Source organism: Methylobacterium tardum (assembly GCF_023546765.1).
GTDB lineage: Bacteria > Pseudomonadota > Alphaproteobacteria > Rhizobiales > Beijerinckiaceae > Methylobacterium > Methylobacterium tardum.
Genome location: NZ_CP097484.1, coordinates 4,547,331 through 4,564,100 on the forward strand (window position 1 = coordinate 4,547,331; position 16,770 = coordinate 4,564,100).

The 16,770-nt window shown below is 65.3% G+C and carries 16 protein-coding genes; 6 read left to right on the forward strand and 10 right to left on the reverse strand.

Going from position 1 to position 16,770, the window contains the following annotated elements; genetic code table 11:
* Positions 1–53 precede the first annotated feature (53 nt).
* The 4 genes from M6G65_RS21715 to M6G65_RS21725 form a co-directional block, all read right to left on the reverse strand.
* Positions 54–1,358 (reverse strand): TadE/TadG family type IV pilus assembly protein, encoded by a 1,305-nt coding sequence (locus M6G65_RS21715; protein ID WP_250102870.1) that lies wholly within the window; start codon positions 1,356–1,358, stop codon positions 54–56.
* 147 nt (positions 1,359–1,505) lie between these two features.
* Positions 1,506–1,688 (reverse strand): Rap1a family protein, encoded by a 183-nt coding sequence (locus tag M6G65_RS34060; protein WP_373323880.1) that lies wholly within the window; start codon positions 1,686–1,688, stop codon positions 1,506–1,508.
* Positions 1,689–1,718: 30 nt separating this feature from the next.
* Positions 1,719–2,186 carry a hypothetical protein gene (locus tag M6G65_RS21720; protein ID WP_238199170.1) on the reverse strand — a complete coding sequence of 156 codons (468 nt, stop codon included), beginning with the start codon at positions 2,184–2,186 and terminating at the stop codon, positions 1,719–1,721.
* A gap of 133 nt (positions 2,187–2,319) precedes the next feature.
* Positions 2,320–3,738, reverse strand: coding sequence for a PAS domain S-box protein (locus M6G65_RS21725; RefSeq protein ID WP_238199169.1), 1,419 nt, complete (start codon positions 3,736–3,738; stop codon positions 2,320–2,322).
* Between the two features lie 953 nt (positions 3,739–4,691).
* On the opposite strand from M6G65_RS21725, the gene M6G65_RS21730 reads away from it, so the two are divergent.
* Positions 4,692–4,832 carry a hypothetical protein gene (locus M6G65_RS21730; RefSeq protein WP_250102871.1) on the forward strand — a complete coding sequence of 47 codons (141 nt, stop codon included), beginning with the start codon at positions 4,692–4,694 and terminating at the stop codon, positions 4,830–4,832.
* A 559-nt stretch (positions 4,833–5,391) separates the two neighbouring features.
* Here M6G65_RS21730 and M6G65_RS21735 read toward each other — a convergent pair.
* From M6G65_RS21735 to M6G65_RS21755, 5 genes are all read right to left on the reverse strand, one after another.
* Complete coding sequence (locus tag M6G65_RS21735) at positions 5,392–5,637, reverse strand: hypothetical protein (protein WP_238199167.1); 246 nt, start codon at positions 5,635–5,637, stop codon at positions 5,392–5,394.
* Positions 5,638–5,685: 48 nt separating this feature from the next.
* Positions 5,686–7,839, reverse strand: a complete 2,154-nt coding sequence (locus M6G65_RS21740) for a M48 family metallopeptidase (protein ID WP_238199166.1) — start codon at positions 7,837–7,839, stop codon at positions 5,686–5,688.
* 56 nt (positions 7,840–7,895) lie between these two features.
* On the reverse strand, positions 7,896–9,014 hold the full coding sequence (locus M6G65_RS21745; protein ID WP_250102872.1) for a DUF3829 domain-containing protein: 1,119 nt from the start codon (positions 9,012–9,014) through the stop codon (positions 7,896–7,898).
* A gap of 211 nt (positions 9,015–9,225) precedes the next feature.
* The gene (locus M6G65_RS21750; protein ID WP_238199164.1) at positions 9,226–9,567 is read right to left on the reverse strand and encodes a hypothetical protein; all 342 of its coding nucleotides are present in this window, start codon (positions 9,565–9,567) and stop codon (positions 9,226–9,228) included.
* A 136-nt stretch (positions 9,568–9,703) separates the two neighbouring features.
* A complete protein-coding gene (locus M6G65_RS21755) occupies positions 9,704–9,868 on the reverse strand; it encodes a hypothetical protein (RefSeq protein WP_238199163.1) in 165 nt (54 codons plus the stop codon).
* A 660-nt stretch (positions 9,869–10,528) separates the two neighbouring features.
* Between M6G65_RS21755 and M6G65_RS21760 the strand changes: the two genes are divergently transcribed.
* From M6G65_RS21760 to M6G65_RS21780, 5 genes are all read left to right on the forward strand, one after another.
* Positions 10,529–10,894: a cupin domain-containing protein gene (locus tag M6G65_RS21760; protein WP_284042356.1), complete on the forward strand. Its 366-nt coding sequence runs from the start codon at positions 10,529–10,531 to the stop codon at positions 10,892–10,894.
* Positions 10,891–11,712 carry a cupin domain-containing protein gene (locus M6G65_RS33540; protein ID WP_284042357.1) on the forward strand — a complete coding sequence of 274 codons (822 nt, stop codon included), beginning with the start codon at positions 10,891–10,893 and terminating at the stop codon, positions 11,710–11,712. The genes M6G65_RS21760 and M6G65_RS33540 overlap by 4 nt, the downstream gene beginning before the upstream one ends.
* Before the next feature lie 1,375 nt (positions 11,713–13,087).
* Positions 13,088–14,419 (forward strand): MFS transporter, encoded by a 1,332-nt coding sequence (locus tag M6G65_RS21770; protein WP_238199161.1) that lies wholly within the window; start codon positions 13,088–13,090, stop codon positions 14,417–14,419.
* A 120-nt stretch (positions 14,420–14,539) separates the two neighbouring features.
* Complete coding sequence (locus M6G65_RS21775) at positions 14,540–15,427, forward strand: amidohydrolase family protein (RefSeq protein WP_238199160.1); 888 nt, start codon at positions 14,540–14,542, stop codon at positions 15,425–15,427.
* A 75-nt stretch (positions 15,428–15,502) separates the two neighbouring features.
* Positions 15,503–15,739: a DUF4170 domain-containing protein gene (locus tag M6G65_RS21780; protein WP_238199159.1), complete on the forward strand. Its 237-nt coding sequence runs from the start codon at positions 15,503–15,505 to the stop codon at positions 15,737–15,739.
* 285 nt (positions 15,740–16,024) lie between these two features.
* Here the strand turns inward: M6G65_RS21780 and M6G65_RS21785 are convergent, their stop codons facing one another.
* A complete protein-coding gene (locus M6G65_RS21785; RefSeq protein ID WP_250102873.1) occupies positions 16,025–16,639 on the reverse strand; it encodes a carboxymuconolactone decarboxylase family protein in 615 nt (204 codons plus the stop codon).
* Positions 16,640–16,770 lie beyond the last annotated feature (131 nt).

Sequence of the window (16,770 nt, forward strand, 5' to 3'; positions counted from 1 at the left end):
GTCGCGCATCTACCGCACCGGTTTCAGCACGGGACAACCCTGCGAAATGAGGATCATTGGGTTAACAGCAGGCGTCCACCGATGTTGCCGACGCCGCTCGGAACCGGGACGTCGCTGGCCGAGTACATGGCGTTCATCGTCAGGTTCGCGGAGCTGGCCACTTTTAGCTGCCGGGATACGATCACGGTGTAGGCCGACTGATCGGCCACAGCTCCGTGCGAGTCGACCGTCAGCTTGCCACGCGGCATGTAGATCGTTCCCAAGAGCTGGTGAGCGCCGTTGCTGGAGATCCTGTGCTCGCGCAGGAGAGGGGCTGTCGGGTCCTCATAGAAGAGCAGGCCCGACATTGGGCCATCCTTCGGAGCCGTGAGGTCGATCGTGCTCGCCGCCGTCAGGTTGAGCGTGGTCTGCTGGTTTTTAAGGTAGATCCCCACATACGAGCCCGTCAGGGTTGCGTTGCCGTCGACCGTGAGCGGTCCCGTGTCGATGATGTAGACGCCCTGTGACAGGGTCGCAGTCGCACCAGATGTGACCTTCAGGCCGTTGCAGTACGTGCACGGCGATAGCGTCCTTGAGCTCGTCACGACCGTGTTCGTGTACGTGCAGCCGGATGAACTCGGGGGCGCAATGACGGCCAGCGGATCCTTGAGGCTGGGGCACCCGGATTTCGGGCCGGGCTGCGGCGAGTTCGACGTGCTGACCGCGCTACCGCCGGCCGAGCAAATGCTGGTGGCGAGGATTGTGGCTTGGTTCTGCAGGGTGACGCCGCTTGGGCTGGCCGAGTCCGAGTAAACCGAGCACTGCGACGCGGTCACGGACGCCTGATCCTGAGCCGTCAGGGTTCCATCTGAGGATGGATCGAGTGCCAGGACACACAGCCGTGTCTTGCCGACCAAGCTGGATCGTGCGCCCACGTTGATCGTCGCCGACGGCACGCCGAAGATCTTGCCGAAGGCCAGCGGGAAGATCTCCTGCGTCTGGGCGCTGACGCTAGTTCCGTCGGCACTGATGCTCACCTGGACGGTGAATGGCACGCCGGTCGTGGGCTTGGCATTGTCGCGGATCGCCTGTTCGGTGACGCCGCTGATCGATTGCCTATCTGTGGTGGTCTGCGCCAGCTTGAGCATGTTGCCGCCGGCAAGCGTGCCCACATCTGTGGCCGTCTGTAGCTGTGTCCGGCGATACGCGAGTCGAGCGTAGTCGATACCTCCGCCTACAAGGCCGACGAGTACCATTGAGCTGAGGGCGAAGATCACGACAACCCCGCCGCAGCGCTCCCCGCTGAACGCCCGGCTTCGGATGGCCAACTTGCGCAAAGCCACCCCTAAGGGATGTTTCGCCCCCCCGAGCTTCATCATCCAAAAGCGCCCCGATTAAAGAATAGGCCACGATATCTACTAGGGGCGAGATGATGAGGCGGTTAATTCGAAGCAGTTCAGCTACTGCCCAATGCACGCTGCTAGATTATGCTTAACGCATAAGACAACATTGTTGCTGAGTTTTGCTTACTGGCGAATGGTAGAGCAGGGGTATGCAGCCCGAAGAGCGCGGCGGAGAGGGACCACGTAAACGGTCTGAAGCTCTGTCGGGTGCTGGATCACGTATAGAGAGAACGCGGTCACCGCATCAATCAGCTTGGTGTTCTCGGTTGGGCAGATGGTGTCAGCGGCGATCTCGGTAGCCAGCATGGTGCGGACCGCACCGAAACACTCGCCCTGCTACCGCATCGAATCCGGATCCTGACGTGAGTGGCCCTTGCGCGCGAACTTGATGATCTGGTTGCACCCGCCGATGATATCCTCGGTGGCATCTCCGGTGGGCGAGCTGTGCGCGGCGCTGGCGAGAGACGCCATCACTACCAGAGCTCCTGCCGTGGTCCCCACAAGGACGCCGAGTCGTGCTGCCGCACGCAGTACGCTGACGGCGCTCGGCTGTGCTTTGAGACCGGCACGACAGGTAGCAGGGCTGGCGATATGGCGCTTCATTGGTCCGGTTCTGTGACGGCGGTTGCTGCGGCTTGAACCGGGTAATCTGTGACGGCCCGGGCTATCAGGAACAATCGCCTGCAATTCGGCAAATACCCTTCGTGGGATCACCACGCCGACGACCTGGCCATCCGCCGCAACGAAGCGGACGGAGACCGTGTTACCCCCATCGATGAATGCGACCCTGCGGCTGGCGACCAACGAGATCTCGAACTTCGGAGATGGGCGGGCACCGCATGATGTCGTGCGCCGAGCCGACGCCGAGCTATGGATCGGCTCAGTGACGTGCCGGGCGACCGGGTGGACCGATCGGCCTCTCTCAACCCTCAGCAGGTCAGCTGAGCGGCAGATCAATCCTGCAACGCAAGTCCGTCTCGCCCAGTTCGTAGCTGGTCAGGGCTCGCAGCGCGTAGGGTAGCGCTTGTTCGATCAGTTCTCGGCCGTAGCCACGTTGCACCACGGCGCCGATCTCGGTGCTCGGCCCTTTGATGCCCTCCTCGACCCAGTCCAGCACGAGGCGGCGCTGTCCCGCTTCGGTCTTATGGGTCTGCCACGATACCGAGAGCCGACCAGCTTCGCTGGACAGGGCCCCGTACTTGCGCGCGTTGGTCGCGAGTTCGTGTAGGGCGAGCGCGAGGGTCTGCACCGCAGCCTTGCGCAACCGGACCGAGGGCCCTTCCAGCACAACGCGATCCCGCACAGCGTCAGCGCCGAGCGCGTCAAGTTCTGTCTGGATCAACGTCCGGATGGTGATAGGCGTCTGTTCGGAGCGGGACAGCAAACCTTGGACGCGTGAGAGGGCGGACAGCCTGTCGCTGAACTGTCTCGTGAACGCCTCGGTTGGTCCGGTGCGTGTCATGGTCTCCATCGCGATTGAGCGCACCACCGCCAGGAGATTGCGGGTGCGGTGCTGCAATTCGGCGACCATCACTTCCAGGCGAGCGGCATTCGCCTTCTGCTCGGAAATGTCCTTGGCGATGCCACCGATGCGCCGCACGCGACCTTCAGCGTCCGGCAGCGGAAACGCCGTACTCTCGATCCAGCGCGAGCCGCCGTCGGAGGTGTCAGCTGTCCGGAACTGGTAGGTGACCGAGACGCCAGTGCGGGCTCGTTGTACACCGGCCATGACGTGGTCCCGGTCCTCCGGGTGAACGAAGGACAGCCAAGTGTTGATGTCGGTGTCAGCGAGCGCGAACTCGCGGTTGGATTTGTAGATCCGCTCGAACGCAGGGCTTACATACTCAAGCTGTAGCGTCTCAGCATTTCGCATCCAGACCAAGTCCGACGAAGCCTCGCTGAATTGCCTGAAACGCTCCTCGCTCACCCGCAAAGCCGCCTCGATCTGCCGCAAGCCTGTGATGTCACGCTGAACTGCGATCCAATGGGTGAGATCGCCAGATCCATCGCGCATGGGTGTGATCAGCCACTCGACGCGATAGGTGCTGCCGTCCTTGCGGTAGTTCACCGTCTCGCCCTGAACGGCGGCGCCTTGTAGGAGTGTCTCACGGACGAGGTCGAGAACTGTGCGGTCGGTCTCAGGCCCCTGCAGCAAGCGCGGGGAGCGGCCGATCACCTCCTCACGGGTGTAGCCAGTCATGCGGGAGAAGGCGGGATTGGCGTAGAGGATCACCGGCCCGGGCGCATCGAGGTCTGGTGTGGTGACGAGTACCGCCTCGCCGATCGCGTCCAGAGCGGTCTTGAACAAAGCGGAATCCGGCGGCGCGTAAGCAGCGCCGCCATCAGGTTCACGCATCACAGGCAGAGCCCTTCAGCACCCCTCGCAGTTGAACCGGGCGGTGCCTGCACAGTTCCGAATAGCCGGTGACGCCCGCCATCAGAGCTTTGCATGGGAGGTGGTAAAGCGGGGCTACTGAGCCCAGGGTCATAACCGACCTTCAGCGGACGGGGCCGAGCATCGGATTCAGTCTACGTGGTATCTGTACGACCGTCCGCCGATCGGTTCGCGCTATGGCTACTCACCCGAGACCAGGCTCGTTGGATCGAAACGGCCTATGAACCGGCCCCTGTCCCACAGCTCTACGCTGCGTCCGTCCGTCATCCCGCGCGCTATGGCGATTGCCTCACGGTCATCTACAGATCGGATAGCTTCTGCGCCGTCGATCCGACCTTCGCCACCAAGCCAATACACCCGATATCGAGCCTGAGCCTCATCGCAGAATTGCGCACGAGCCGTCATGGTGGTGCTCCGAGGATTGTTGGACGCGGCTGCCCTTTCGCTGCCTCAACTCACGCAACTAGCGACACTGGCAGGAGCGTGCGTCAGCGGATTTGACTGAGAAATTACCTGGATCAAGGCGGCCTACAATTTTTGGTTGTTAGCCGGCGTAACGGATTGTCGCGCGCAGTATGGAATTCCGCAGTGACCGTCCCTGGCGGTCCGCGGCTAAGCTGATGCCGAACGGACTCGGGATCACCCGTGTCGCGATCTGAGTTCCTTCTGCGTGCCGAGGCAAGCACAAGAGGAACCCGACCATGGCTGACATCAGCGCGAACGACCCGATCGGACGATCCGACGGCCGCCCAGGATCAAGCCAGAGCAGCAGCTCATCTGGCGGCGGTGCTGGTATCGCCGATCAGGCGAGGGACACCCTGAGGTCCGCGTCGAGTGCAGCGTCCGACGCATTCGACAACGCCTCCGAGTACGGCTCGCGGTACTATCGGCAGGGTAGCCGCGCGGTCGGTGACATGGACAACGGAACATGGGCCGGCCTGTTCGTGGCGGGTGCGATCGGCTTCGGTCTCGGATGGCTGGTCTTCGGTGAGAAATCGCGGTACGGCGACTACATCCCGGAGCGGATGAGCAGGAGCAGCGAGCGGGGGTATTAGGATCCTTCAACACGCCAGCCGCTTTCAAGCGAGTTCGCGTCGGCTTCAGCAAGGTCGGCGCGAACTGAGTCAGCCCCATCCGGCCATCAGCCGAGCGCACTCAACCGAAGCCATCTTGCCGCCGCAGATGATCAAGGCGGTGACGCCCTTTCTCGTCACATCCTTTCCAAAATGAAGACCAACGGGACCGCCGAGTTCGCCTCGGCGATCACCGGCTACGACACCGACGTGGTCGATCTCGCGTCGCGCAGGCGCCGGACGGTGCGGGTCGCGCCCAATTCCTAGCCTACCCATCAGCCCGTAAGCGGACTTATTCAGCTTCCGCAATGGGTCGCCAGGAGAAGTTGGCCTAACGCTCAGAAGCGGACCTTCGGCTTTGCGCCCATATCAACCATCGGGCACGTCATCGGTTGAACCCAGAAGCGGACGTGGCAGCGGACGACAACCAAGGCCGCGAGGATCTGCTCCGGATGATCGAGACCGCCTACCGGGTGCCGAGCAGCGGCAGCTAGCCAAACACGCGCAACTCCTGTCCACGCTCTGCTGCTTCGAGTTGGCTCTACGCCGTCGCACGAAGCTCGGCGTCGACGGTCGCCAAGGCGGCCTCTCGGAGGGTGAGCGCCTCGACCGCCTTCAACGCATCGAGGCGCTCGGTGCGGGCGACGAGGTCCGGATCCTCGCGGGCCGGCTCGCAGTCGAGGATCTGCTCCAAGACGTAGTGGTATTCGATCTTGGGCAGGTCGCCGACGACGAGCCAGATTAGCCCGATCAGGAATGCCGCGAAGAATAGGGCGACGAGACACAAGCGGCGTTGAACCAGCGCTTGGAAAGACGTTTGCCGGTGGCCGAGCGATCAGATCCCTGTATGCGCCGCTGACAGGTGCACGCGGGCACGAGAGGCCGCAAGGTAGCGTCCGACCAGCGCGGCGAAGGCGTCGGGCTTCAGGCCGCGCGCGCCCAGAGACTGCACGCTGACGTGACGTCGCCGTCGGCTCACTCCGGCCTGCGAGAACAGGTGCTTGGCCCTCGGCAGCGCGGCGTCTGGCGCGAGTGCCAGCGTCAAGGTGAGCCGCTTGCCGTGCGTGACCTGGAAGTCCGCCACATCCTGCCACGCGACCGCACCGTCGAGCAGCGGCGAGCGCAGCACGTCCGGCGTCAGCACCAGCAGCGGCGTCCGGCCGCGTCGATGCACGTGTGCGGCGACGATGCCTGCCAAAGCGACACCCGCCGCGGCGACGGCGGCGAGGATCTGCTGGGCCAGCGCATCGTGCGCGATGCCGAGTGCGCGGGGGTACAGCAGCAGGCCGGCGCCGGCCCCGGCGGAGAGGAGCGCTAGGATGCCCATCGTCCAGACCATCGGCGCACCATTCTCGTGCACCAGCGTCTCCTCGACTGGCACTGCCGCCGCGGTCTCCTCCAGGTATAGCCGCTCGGCAGCCCGGTGCTCCCGTGCGCCGGTGAGGAAGTCCGCGCTGAGCCAGCGGCACAGACCGGTCCAGTCCGCGACCAGGGCGGCCGGCCAGGTGCGGTCCCCTACGGTCAGCGGTCGGGCGGCGCGGGCGAATAGCTCGGCGTCGAGCGGAACGCCGAGCGCCGCGATACGCTGCCGATCGGGCGGGTGGGTGTCGGTGGGGTGCGCCTGCCGGTCGTCGAGGTGCGCCCCCGGGTCGGGGAAGCCGGCAGCGGGGATTGCGTCGAGTACACCCGCGACAAGATCGTCGGGCGCCGCGTCAGGCTCGCCGTAGGCGGATGCGAGCGTCTCGCCCACCACCGGGCCGAGGACGCCGACGCGCAGCAGGGCGGAGGCAGCGGGCGGTGCTCCAGAGACCTGGGCACCGCGCCGGTCGGCCTCGAACTCGCGCGCCCGGCTCCAACGCGCCACCGCCGCGTCGAAGGTGCCGAGGCTGCGATGGCCGACATAGGCGGCTGGGCGGGTAAGCAGGTCTCCGGGACCGACATTGCCCAGCGCGGCCAGCGCGCGATTTAGGCCGGCATAGATCGGGGTGAAGCGCCGACTATAGGCGGTGTCTTCGCCCGCGAAGTGCGCGAGTTCGTGCCCGATCACCGCGGAAAGCTCGCGCCCGTCAAGCACGCCAAGATAGGGGGCCGGTAGGTACAGCGTGCGCCCAGTCAGCGTCCGCCCGCCTGGACTCAGGCGCACGGCGGACTCTGTGACGAAGAAGCCACCGGTCAAGCCGACGACTACCGCGTCGGGGGCCAGCGCGTCCCCGCGCCCGGCGAGCTCGCGCACGAGGCGCCACAGACCCGGTGCATCGGCCTCGTCGAGAACGCGGCCGCGTACGTCGATGGGCTCGGGAGTGAACAGCGCGAACACCCCGCGCAGGCCGCGGACCGCCGCGACCGCGGCCCAGGCCGCCAAGGCGGCGATGACCAGCGCGCCGAGCAGTAGCTTGGCTTCGCCAGCCGAGAACCGCTGCGTGAACCACAGCCCGGTGGCCTCGAACAGCGCGGCCGCGAGCACCGCGAGGCTCAAGCCCACGATCTGCAGTCCAAGCAGCACCGGCAGCAGGCGGCGCACGAGGCCAAAACTGGCGAGCAAGGCGTCGCGCGAGCGCCGCGCCCACAGGCCTGCGGCTCCGCCGCCGGCCAGCGCGGCGAGACCGGCCAGCAGTGCGAGCAGCGCGCCGCCGAGCGTCGCGTACGGCACCCACGCGCGAGCCCGGGCCAGCGGCAGGTCGCGTGTGACCGCGGCCAGCGCCTCCTGAGCTTTGTCGGCGGCCAGCGCCGCCCCGTAGGCGGTGCGCCCGCCTTCGAACCGGACTGAGGCGTAGGGATCTATCGCCGCCAGCAGCCGCAGTTGGACGACGGAGACCGGCAGCTCAACTAGTCGCCGCGTATAGCTCTCGGCGCTCGCCAGCCCGCGCTCGATCTCCCAAGCCGCGAGCCCGCCGAGCAATGCCGGAACGCCGACGACCCAGGCGACGAGCCAGACGACGGGAGGAAGCCGGCGACTGCCGCGACGGTCCTGATGAAGCGGCATGATCATCTGCCCCTCGGCGTTCGATTGTCGGTGGCTGCCAGCCTGCGCTGTGCCAGCGTCGGTCAGCTCGGCCGCACCCTATTCTCGTACCGCTGGCAGGATTCGAGATCGCGCACCGAGCGGTTGTAGGCGTCGTTGAACAGCCGCGCCGGCTGGCTCGGGTCAGCTTTCGCCTTGATGTCTCGCGCGACGTCGCGGCCGTGGCCGATCACGCTCGCCACCGTGTCCGCGTATCCGGTGCACGACGAATTCGCTTTGGGGTTCATGCCGTCGAACGTCGCCCCGAGCTGTCGATTCGCGGTCGACACGTCGCTGAGAGCGGCCAGGAACGGGGCGGTATCGGATCTTGGCGCCAGGGCTTCGAAGCGCTGCACTGCCCGGCGTAGCGCCAAGCTGGTGGCGAGCAGTCGGCGTGCTGGGGCGTCCTCCGCCAGCGACGCCATCCGCCGCTCGTCCCGGGCGAGCTCGCGCTCGAACAGGGCGGTGCCGTAGGCGTCCATCGCCTTAGCGGCGGCTTCGACCTTGGGCACGAGGATCGGATGCTGCTCGCGGGCGAACTTGTAGCCGTCCTCCTTGAACTCTCGCGTGGTCTGATAACGGGTCAGCGCCTTCAGTACTGGGTTGAGCTCGCGCAAGGCTGCGAGCAGCCGGGTGGCCTGGGAATCGACCTCGGGAATGGTCCCCGGCAGGGCGGTCGCCTTGTCCAGTTCGTCGATCACCCCGTCGAAGTCGGCGATGCCGAAATGGTACCAGGCGTTGGCGCCCAGCTTCGTGCCGAGCTTGAGCACGCGCTCGTTGTCGCGTCGGTATTCGGCGAGCTGCCGTTCCAGGGGATGGGAACGCACGAGGTGGTTCTGCACCTCGGTGTAGGCGTTCACCTTCGCCAGCTCCTGCATCTCGGGGCTCGGCGGGGGTGGGGTGGCGGGCACGGCCCCCCTGGCCGGCGCTTGTGCCGAGGCCGCGGGTGGCGCGGCTTGCAGCAGAGCCTGGGAGGCCGGCGGCGGAGCGGGGAAGTCGCACTTGAAGGCGTCGACCATGCTCTTACGCACGGCCTCATGGGCCTGGGCGCACTGGTAGGCGACCGTCGGGCGGGCGGCCGTGTTGCGGCTGACGGCGTCGCGGAAGCTCTCGCGCAGCGTGCCGATGCCCTGCCGGATGTTGGGGCGGGCGGCCTCCGGCACGCCAGGGCTTGCTGCACACTGAGCGTAGGCATCTAGAAAGGCGTCGCAGCTCTCAACACCTACAGGAGTCACCGGTGTCACGGCCGTGGCGGGCGTAGCCATCACTACGGTGAGACAGGCCACAAGGAACCTACGGGGTCTCTCCGCACGCTCACAGCTGCCACGCGGCATGCTCATCTCCTCAACTGTTTGGCTGATTGCGGCGTCAAATTCAGAGATTGCGCAGGGCAAGCAATGGGACGAGCGCGGCAAGCGCGACTGGCACGGACCAGTACTGCACCGGTACCCAGAACAGCGCGTGTCGACGGCGGAGAAGAACGCGTTCGCTCGTGGCCGGATCAATGAGTTCGCGCGGCGCCCTGCCGTTCAGGCGCCGGCCGATGATCCAATTGGCGGCTGCGGCCGCGAACAGCCCGAGGCTGATGGCGAGAAAGGTGAGTTCGGGGTGACCGAGGGCCCGAAGCGCCAACCCGCCCACCGCCCCGACCGCGACCGCCGTACCGACCACGACGGGGATGACCACGATCCCCCAGCCTGACCAGATGAACAGCATCAACACCGCCTAAGTTCTACCCGAAGCCTCCAGCCGAGGTGGCGAAGAGACATGCATCGCACCGGACGGCGATTCGGCAGCGCCTTGTGGGAGCGCTCGGCTTCCTCTTGGGCGTGGGAATGAGGCGCCGCTGTGTTCACGGCGTCGTGAACTGATCAGAATAAGCGGTGAGCGTGATTGCTGGTCTGCGGGAATAAGCTGTGCTGTTTTTCCCATCACGGCGTGCGGATACGGTGGCCACGGCGGCGTGGTTCATCTGCGTCGGCTTCGCGCCGCTCATCGCCATGCTGGTGGCGAGCACCTTGGGCTGATCGCAGCGGGGCTTGCCTCCTCCCCGGTGCAGTCTGCACGCTTGTAGCGCCGGCGCTTAACCGTTGGGTCTGTGCATCGTAGTGGCTCGAAGCTCCTGCTACGTGACAGTACCGTCTTGGCGTGGCAGCACGTGATGCACGGGCCATCTACCCTGTCTGCTTCACACCACCGATCGCTAGAAACCAGACGGACAGCTTTCGGCCAGGACCGGCCAACTGCTTAGCTCCCATCTCAGCCCTTCAGCGTTACAGCGGAGCTCATCCCACCGGTGCACCGCGGGTGGAGCGCCGCGTCATCGGGCGCCCCGAGGATCTGCGCAATCGGCTCTGCTCTGGTAGCTTCGCGGAGCCCCGCCGAGCCCAAGGCTTGCTCCGGGACACCTGTCCCTCTTCGCCCTTCAAGCGGAAGCCGAGATCGAGACGTTCCGCGTCGAAACGACATCAGTCGTTTGTCGCCGGATTAGACAGCGTTTGTCGACTATCGCCGATCAATTTCCTGTCGAACACGGTCTATCATCCATTCGAGGGAAGACACATGGAGCCTTAGCAGTAACGTAGCACCTTCGTCATGGCAGCGCTTACGCGTTTCCCTACCGCGCTGCGCACAACACCCCGGATCGGCGGCGAGCCGTGCCGGGCCGGAGGGGCACGTGGAGACAGAGCGGCGCTTTTTTCTCGGCGGCCTCGCCTTCGGCGTCGGCGCCGTTGCGTCCGGCCGGGCGCTTGGAGCCGACGGCGATGGCCGGGCCGCCGGCAAGGAGGCTTCGTCCTCCGCAAGCTTCGTCCGGACGATCCCGCGCAAGACCGGTGCAGCCCAGGCTTTCACCGGGCACCTCGACGGGGGGGCGATCAAGGCAACGTCGGGAGGATGGGCCCGCGATCTGACCGCTCGTCAGCTGCCAATCGCGACTGGCATCGCGGGCGCCCACCTGTTCCTCAATCCGGGCGGGGTGCGCGAGATGCACTGGCACTCCTCGGCGGAGTGGGCCTACGTCATCGCCGGCCAGTGCCGGTGACGATCGTCGATCCCGATGGCGGCCTCGAGGTCGTGAACTTCGGTCCCGGCGACACGTGGTCGTTTCCGGCCGGTCATGCCCACGCGATCCAGACGTTGGGCGAGGCGCCCTGTCACGCGATCTTGGCCTTTGACGATGGCCTCTATGGGGATCACGGCACCTTTGGCCTGAGTGACTGGCTTAGCCGTCTCGACCCCACGACCCTGCAGGCCGCGTTCAACATCCCGGATGCAGTCAGCCGCAACCTGCCGGAGGGCGAGGTCTACATAGCGCAGGGGCCGGTCATCCCGCTGGACGGGGCCGTCGCGCGCGACGAGCGTCGCGTCAACGCCGCGGCCTCCCACCGGTACGCCCTAGCCCAGGCTCAGCCCGTGATCGCGTGTGCGGCCGGGACGCTGCGCGTTGCGCCCGCCCAGGCCTTCCCGATGTCGACCACCATGACGGGCTTCAGCGAGACGCTGCTCCCGGGCGCCGTGCACGCGCCGCACTGGCACCCCGGGGCGAATGAGTGGCACTTCCTGCTCGAAGGCCGCACGCGTGTGACGGTGTTCGAGCCCGAGAAGCGGCTCGCCACGGCGGAGCTGATGCCGGGCGACTGTGCCTACTTCCCGAAAGCCGCCGCGCACATGATCGAGAATATCGGAACCGAGCCCTGCGCGTTCGTGGGCGTGCACGACAGTCCTGCGCACCAGGAGTGTTCGCTCTCGCAGTGGCTGGCGCTGGCTCCCCGGCAGGTCATCGCGGCCAATCTTGGCCTGCGCGAGGATGAGCTCGCGGGTTTGCCGAAGGAGGCGATCGCCTTCGCGCGGTCCGCGTGATCATGGCGGTACCGTATCGCACGGTTGCCGTCGCGGCCCTGCTCCTCTGCGCAACGGCAGGCCGATCCGTCGCGGGGATCGGAACCGATCTGCCGCGGAGGGCGGTGGACCTACAATCAGCGGATGCGCCGCTTACCGCGTATCGCGTCGACCTTGCTCTGGTTGACGATTGGGGGACGATCGGCATCGATCCACGCTTCGTGATCTCGGTGGATCCTGTTGAGGGCGGGGCAGGCGAGACGTGCCGCGTCGTGTGGCGTGACGGACAGGCCCTCGTCCGGGGCAGCGTGAGCCGAACGCGAGAGCGGCTTGGTCTTGGGGCAGCACGCTGAACGAAGCACTGACGCTGCCGAGTTCGCTGATCGCATTCACCGCGCTCGATCGTGCAAATCCGCGTGCGCTTTGATGCCCGGCATGCCCGAAAGCGGTCGGGCAGTTTCTGGCCAGCCTCAGTCAGTACACAGGCCCGCGTGACTGTCTCAGATGGGCGGTGAGCTGTCATTGGGTTGCCGCCCAAGGGCCGACGTTCGGCTTTGCTCCCACTCCTGCCATCCAGCCAAGACGATGCGCTTCCCCGAAGCGGACATCGGCTCGGTCCGCATCACGATTTCAGCTTACGTCAAACGGGGCCTACTCCTTCGCAGGGCGCCAGGTACAAGCCCGAGGTTCTGCACGCGGTCACGGAACTCGTGTCCCTTACCCTCTTACACCTCGATTAGTGCTCACAGGCGGAGCGAAGGGCGCGACAGCAGACCGGCAACCTACCGTCATGATCTGTGTTGGCACGAAAGTAGGCCGAAGCCAGCTCTGCAAGAGTGGCGTAAGTCTCCTAGCCGACGCAGAGCGGCGCCAGATGTGTGGGAGGTCGCGTGACGAATACCATGGAGCTAAATGCCCCAGCACCTGACGTTCAGCGACGAGCCTCTGCACATCAAAAGCCGCTCTCAGAGCTAGAACGCGATCTACTTGACGCGTTGACCGAAGAGGCCGTCTGCACGACCGTGTTGCATGCCCGGGCGCGGCTCCGGAAGGGGATGACAGCGACGACAACGCGAGACCGAGACCGTGTGTTTGCTGCGTGTGAGGAGCTGGCGCGGCGCGGACTGGCCGAACGGTCAGACGCACGAGGTTCAGTCTGGTGGCGTCGACCTGAACGAATCAGTTCAGCATCAAAGCAAGGCGAGTGCGACCTGTGGCGGCAGCGGTGAGTGGTTCAGGAGTGACTGACGCCGCCCTGGACCGCGTTGATTGAACGTATGAGGCCATACAAATCTCGACCGTTGATCCACGAACGCTCAACCTGCTGTTTCGGTGCCGATCTGCCCGGCGGTATGAGGTAGTCAAACGATAATCCGTTCGAGGTGGGAGAAAGTAGATGGACGCCACTCAAGCTTCATCCCACCGGTCCGTCGACGGTGCCGTGGTCATGCGGCGGGTAGGCTGGCGGATCGTCCCGTTCCTGGTGCTCTGCTACTTCATCGCCTACGTCGACCGGGTGAACGCGGGCTTCGCCGCCCTCACGATGAACAAGGATCTCGGCCTCTCGCAGGCGATGTTCGGCATCGGCGGCGGCCTGTTCTTCGTCGCCTACGTGCTGTTCGAGGTGCCGAGCAACATCGCGATGGAGAAGGTCGGCGCGCGCCTCTGGATCGCGCGCATCATGATCACCTGGGGCCTCGTCGGCGTGGCGATGGCCTTCGTGGTCGGCCCCTACAGCTTCTACCTATGCCGGTTCCTCCTGGGGGCGGCCGAGGCCGGGTTCTTCCCTGGCGTGATCCTCTACCTCACCTACTGGTTCCCCAAGGCGTACCGGGCCCGGATCGTCGCCATGTTCATGGTCGCGATCCCGATCTCCAGCTTCCTCGGATCGCCCATTTCGGCCTCCCTGCTGCAGCTCGAAGGCGCGGCCGGGCTGCACGGCTGGCAGTGGCTGTTCATCGTTGAGGCGATCCCGGCCGTGCTGCTGGGCCTTGCCGCCCTGTTCGTGCTGCCGAGCCGGCCTTCAGAGGCGAAGTGGCTCGCGCCTGGGGAACAGGCGTGGCTGCAGGATCAGTTAGATGCAGATCGCTCCGGCGCTTCTCCGGTCGCGCACCACCTGCCGCTGCACAAGGTGCTGACGAACAAGTACGTCTGGGCGCTGGCGCTGATCTACTCGGGCTCGTCGGCCACCAGCAACGCCCTATCGCTGTGGCAGCCTCAGATCCTCAAGGCGTTCGGCCTGTCCAACCTGGAAACCGGGCTCCTGAACATGATCCCGTTCGGCATCGCCTCGGTGTTCATGATCTTCTGGGGCCTGCGCGCCGACCGGACGGGCGAGCGGGTGTGGAGCACCGCCCTGCCGCTGGCGGCGACCTGCCTTTGCCTGTTCGCCACCAACCTCACCAGCTCGCTCACGGTGACGATGGTCCTGCTGAGCCTCGTCCTCATGGGCAACTACGCCATCAAGGGGCCGTTCTGGGCGATGGCGACCGATTGGCTCTCGGCGGGCACGGCGGCGGCCGGGATCGCGGCGATCAACACGCTCTCGCATCTCGGCACCGGGATCGCCTCGTGGCTGCTCGGCGTGATCAAGGATCAGACCGGCAGCTTCCCCCTCGCCCTGCTGCCGCTCGTGCTCCTGACTGGCTCGGGCGCGATCATGACCCTGATCCTGGGGCGTGGCACACGGGCTCGCGCTGCCGCACCCACGCCTGCCGCCGCTGAATGATTGCCCCTGCCGGACAAAGCGACTTCGGTTCCGCTGAACCGCGTCGGTGAATGCTCTGACTGGCACTGTCAACGAGCGAGACGCGGCCCAGCCACCAGCGCCTGCGATACAGAGGCAGCTATGATCACACGACGGGTGTTCCAAGGTGCCCTTGCGGGCTTCACTGCTGCAGGCGCTTGGACGCATGTGGCTCGCGCAGAAGACACCGCTACGACAGCGGTCGACGCTCACGCGCACGTCTTCAGACGCGGACTGCCACTGGCCGCCAACATCCGCTACGCGCCGGACTACGATGCGACCCCTGAGGATTACCTCAAGACCTTGGAGGCCAATGGCATCTCGAACGCTGTTCTGGTTCAGCCGAGCTTCCTCGGAACCGACAACAGCTACCTGCTGGATGCCCTGAAGCGCTATCCCGACCGCTTCCGCGGCATCGCGGTGGTGCAACCCGACATATCGCCCGACACTCTGCGCGAGTTTGCTTCGGAGGGCATAGTAGGCGTCCGGCTCAACCTGATCGGCGCACAGAACCCGCAGTTCGACACCGGGCCGTGGCCGATGTTCCTGAAACGGCTGTCCGATCTCGGCTGGCAGGTCGAGATCCAGGCTGAAGCTCGCCGCTGGCCGGAGTTGCTGCCCCTTCTGCTCGAGAGCGGCGTGACGATCGTCGCTGACCATTTCGGCAAGCCCGACCCAAAGCTCGACGTCGATGATCCGGGCTTTCGCGAGTTGCTGAAGGCAGGCGCCAGTGGCCGTGTCTGGGTCAAGATCTCCGGCTCTTATCGCAACGGGGCCGGCTTGCCCGAGGCTGCGATGCCGCTGCTGCGCGACAGCTTCGGCTTGGATCATCTCGTCTGGGGCAGCGATTGGCCGCACACACAGTTTGAGAAGGCGACGAACTACACGACCGTACGTCGGGAGCTAGACGTCTGGTTGCCAGAGGCAAGTGATCGCAAAATTGTTTTGATTGACGCTCCCCGTAAGCTATTTTGGAGCCGCGGGAGGTAAATCTCTGGATGAAGCTCACGGAAACCTAAATCTCGGATAATAGCGGTGATTCATCTACAAATTGGGAGCCGCCTAATGACAGCCACGATCGAGAGTGACCAGAGGCTGCACCTCGTGTTCGGGGGCGAACTGAAGGATCTCGACCAAGTCACCTTCCGCGACGTGAAGAACCTCGACATCGTTGGCATCTTCCCGGACTATGCCACGGCGCAGGCCGCCTGGAAGGCGAAGGCACAGGCTACCGTGGACAGCGCCCAGACGCGCTATTTCGTCGTCCACCTGCACCGGCTGCTCGAGCCGACGGCACGTTGAAGACCTCTGTCTACTCTTCCGGCAGCCTTGCTCCACAGCGGACCAGCCGCTTTCGGCCAGACTACGTCACGTCGGAATGCCATCAGGCGTAAGACCAGACATTCGGCTTTGCGCCCATCGCGGTTGTCGGAGGAGCCTGAGTGGCTGGACGGACGAGGTGACAGCCGATCACGGGGAAGAGCAAGGGCATGCCCCGATCTGCGAGGTCGAACCGACCACGCCAAGACCTCACCTATCACGCTCCTCGATCCACCAAACTCGGCGATGAACCACCCCAGTGAGGGCTCAATACCGGCTGAGGCGTGTTTTACCGCTCGCCGGCTTTGAACGGGGCTCCTTGCCCGGCGGGACCCCTTCCTCGGCCATGCTCAGCAGCATGGCCACAGTCACGTAGGTGCCGGTCAGGGCTGTCAGGTCGACCACGCCTTGCTCACCCAGCACCTGCTTGGCTCGGGCGAACGACTCGTCCGAAACGGCGTGCTTCGTAGAGAGTTCCATGCAGAAGTCGTACACCGCGACCTCGTCCGGCTTCATGCCCTCCGGGCGTTTGTTCGCCTTAAGATCGGCCGCAACCTGTTCGGACAGGCCAGCTTTGATCGCCAGCGGGTAGTGCGCGTACCATTCTACCTGCGAGCGCCAGAGGCGCCCCTGGATTAAGATTGCGAACTCGTTCAGCCGTGTCGGCACGGAAGTGTGCCAGCGCAGGTAGTCGAGGAGGTCGTACATCCGCTGCGCCATCTCGGGGCTGCGGATCATCGGATTGTAGGGGCCGGCGAGCCCGACGCTTGAGATCTTCATGATCTTTTCGCCGAGCGGACGCTGGGCAGGCGTGAGCGTCTCCATTGTTAGTTGCGGGAACCGCGGCTCGTGCTCAGGTGCTCCCCAGGAGGTCTGAGCCATCAGCCAACCTCCTGCTGCCGCGACGACAGTAAGCGCCAGGGTCCTGCCGGTTCTGAGAACGCCCATTGTAGATCCTCCCGTGCGCAGGACTGCTTCAGCGAGCCTTTGTGCCAGGGCATTGTCCGCCATGT

Bases quoted from the DNA above. Each gene is read 5' to 3' on its own strand.
- M6G65_RS21715 (WP_250102870.1), bottom strand. From the start codon at position 1,358: ATGATGAAGCTCGGGGGGGCGAAACATCCCTTAGGGGTGGCTTTGCGC.
- M6G65_RS34060 (WP_373323880.1), bottom strand. From the start codon at position 1,688: ATGCTGGCTACCGAGATCGCCGCTGACACCATCTGCCCAACCGAGAAC.
- M6G65_RS21725 (WP_238199169.1), bottom strand. From the start codon at position 3,738: ATGCGTGAACCTGATGGCGGCGCTGCTTACGCGCCGCCGGATTCCGCT.
- M6G65_RS21730 (WP_250102871.1), top strand. From the start codon at position 4,692: ATGGACAACGGAACATGGGCCGGCCTGTTCGTGGCGGGTGCGATCGGC.
- M6G65_RS21740 (WP_238199166.1), bottom strand. From the start codon at position 7,839: ATGATCATGCCGCTTCATCAGGACCGTCGCGGCAGTCGCCGGCTTCCT.
- M6G65_RS21750 (WP_238199164.1), bottom strand. From the start codon at position 9,567: ATGCTGTTCATCTGGTCAGGCTGGGGGATCGTGGTCATCCCCGTCGTG.
- M6G65_RS21770 (WP_238199161.1), top strand. From the start codon at position 13,088: ATGGACGCCACTCAAGCTTCATCCCACCGGTCCGTCGACGGTGCCGTG.
- M6G65_RS21775 (WP_238199160.1), top strand. From the start codon at position 14,540: ATGATCACACGACGGGTGTTCCAAGGTGCCCTTGCGGGCTTCACTGCT.
- M6G65_RS21780 (WP_238199159.1), top strand. From the start codon at position 15,503: ATGACAGCCACGATCGAGAGTGACCAGAGGCTGCACCTCGTGTTCGGG.
- M6G65_RS21785 (WP_250102873.1), bottom strand. From the start codon at position 16,639: ATGGCTCAGACCTCCTGGGGAGCACCTGAGCACGAGCCGCGGTTCCCG.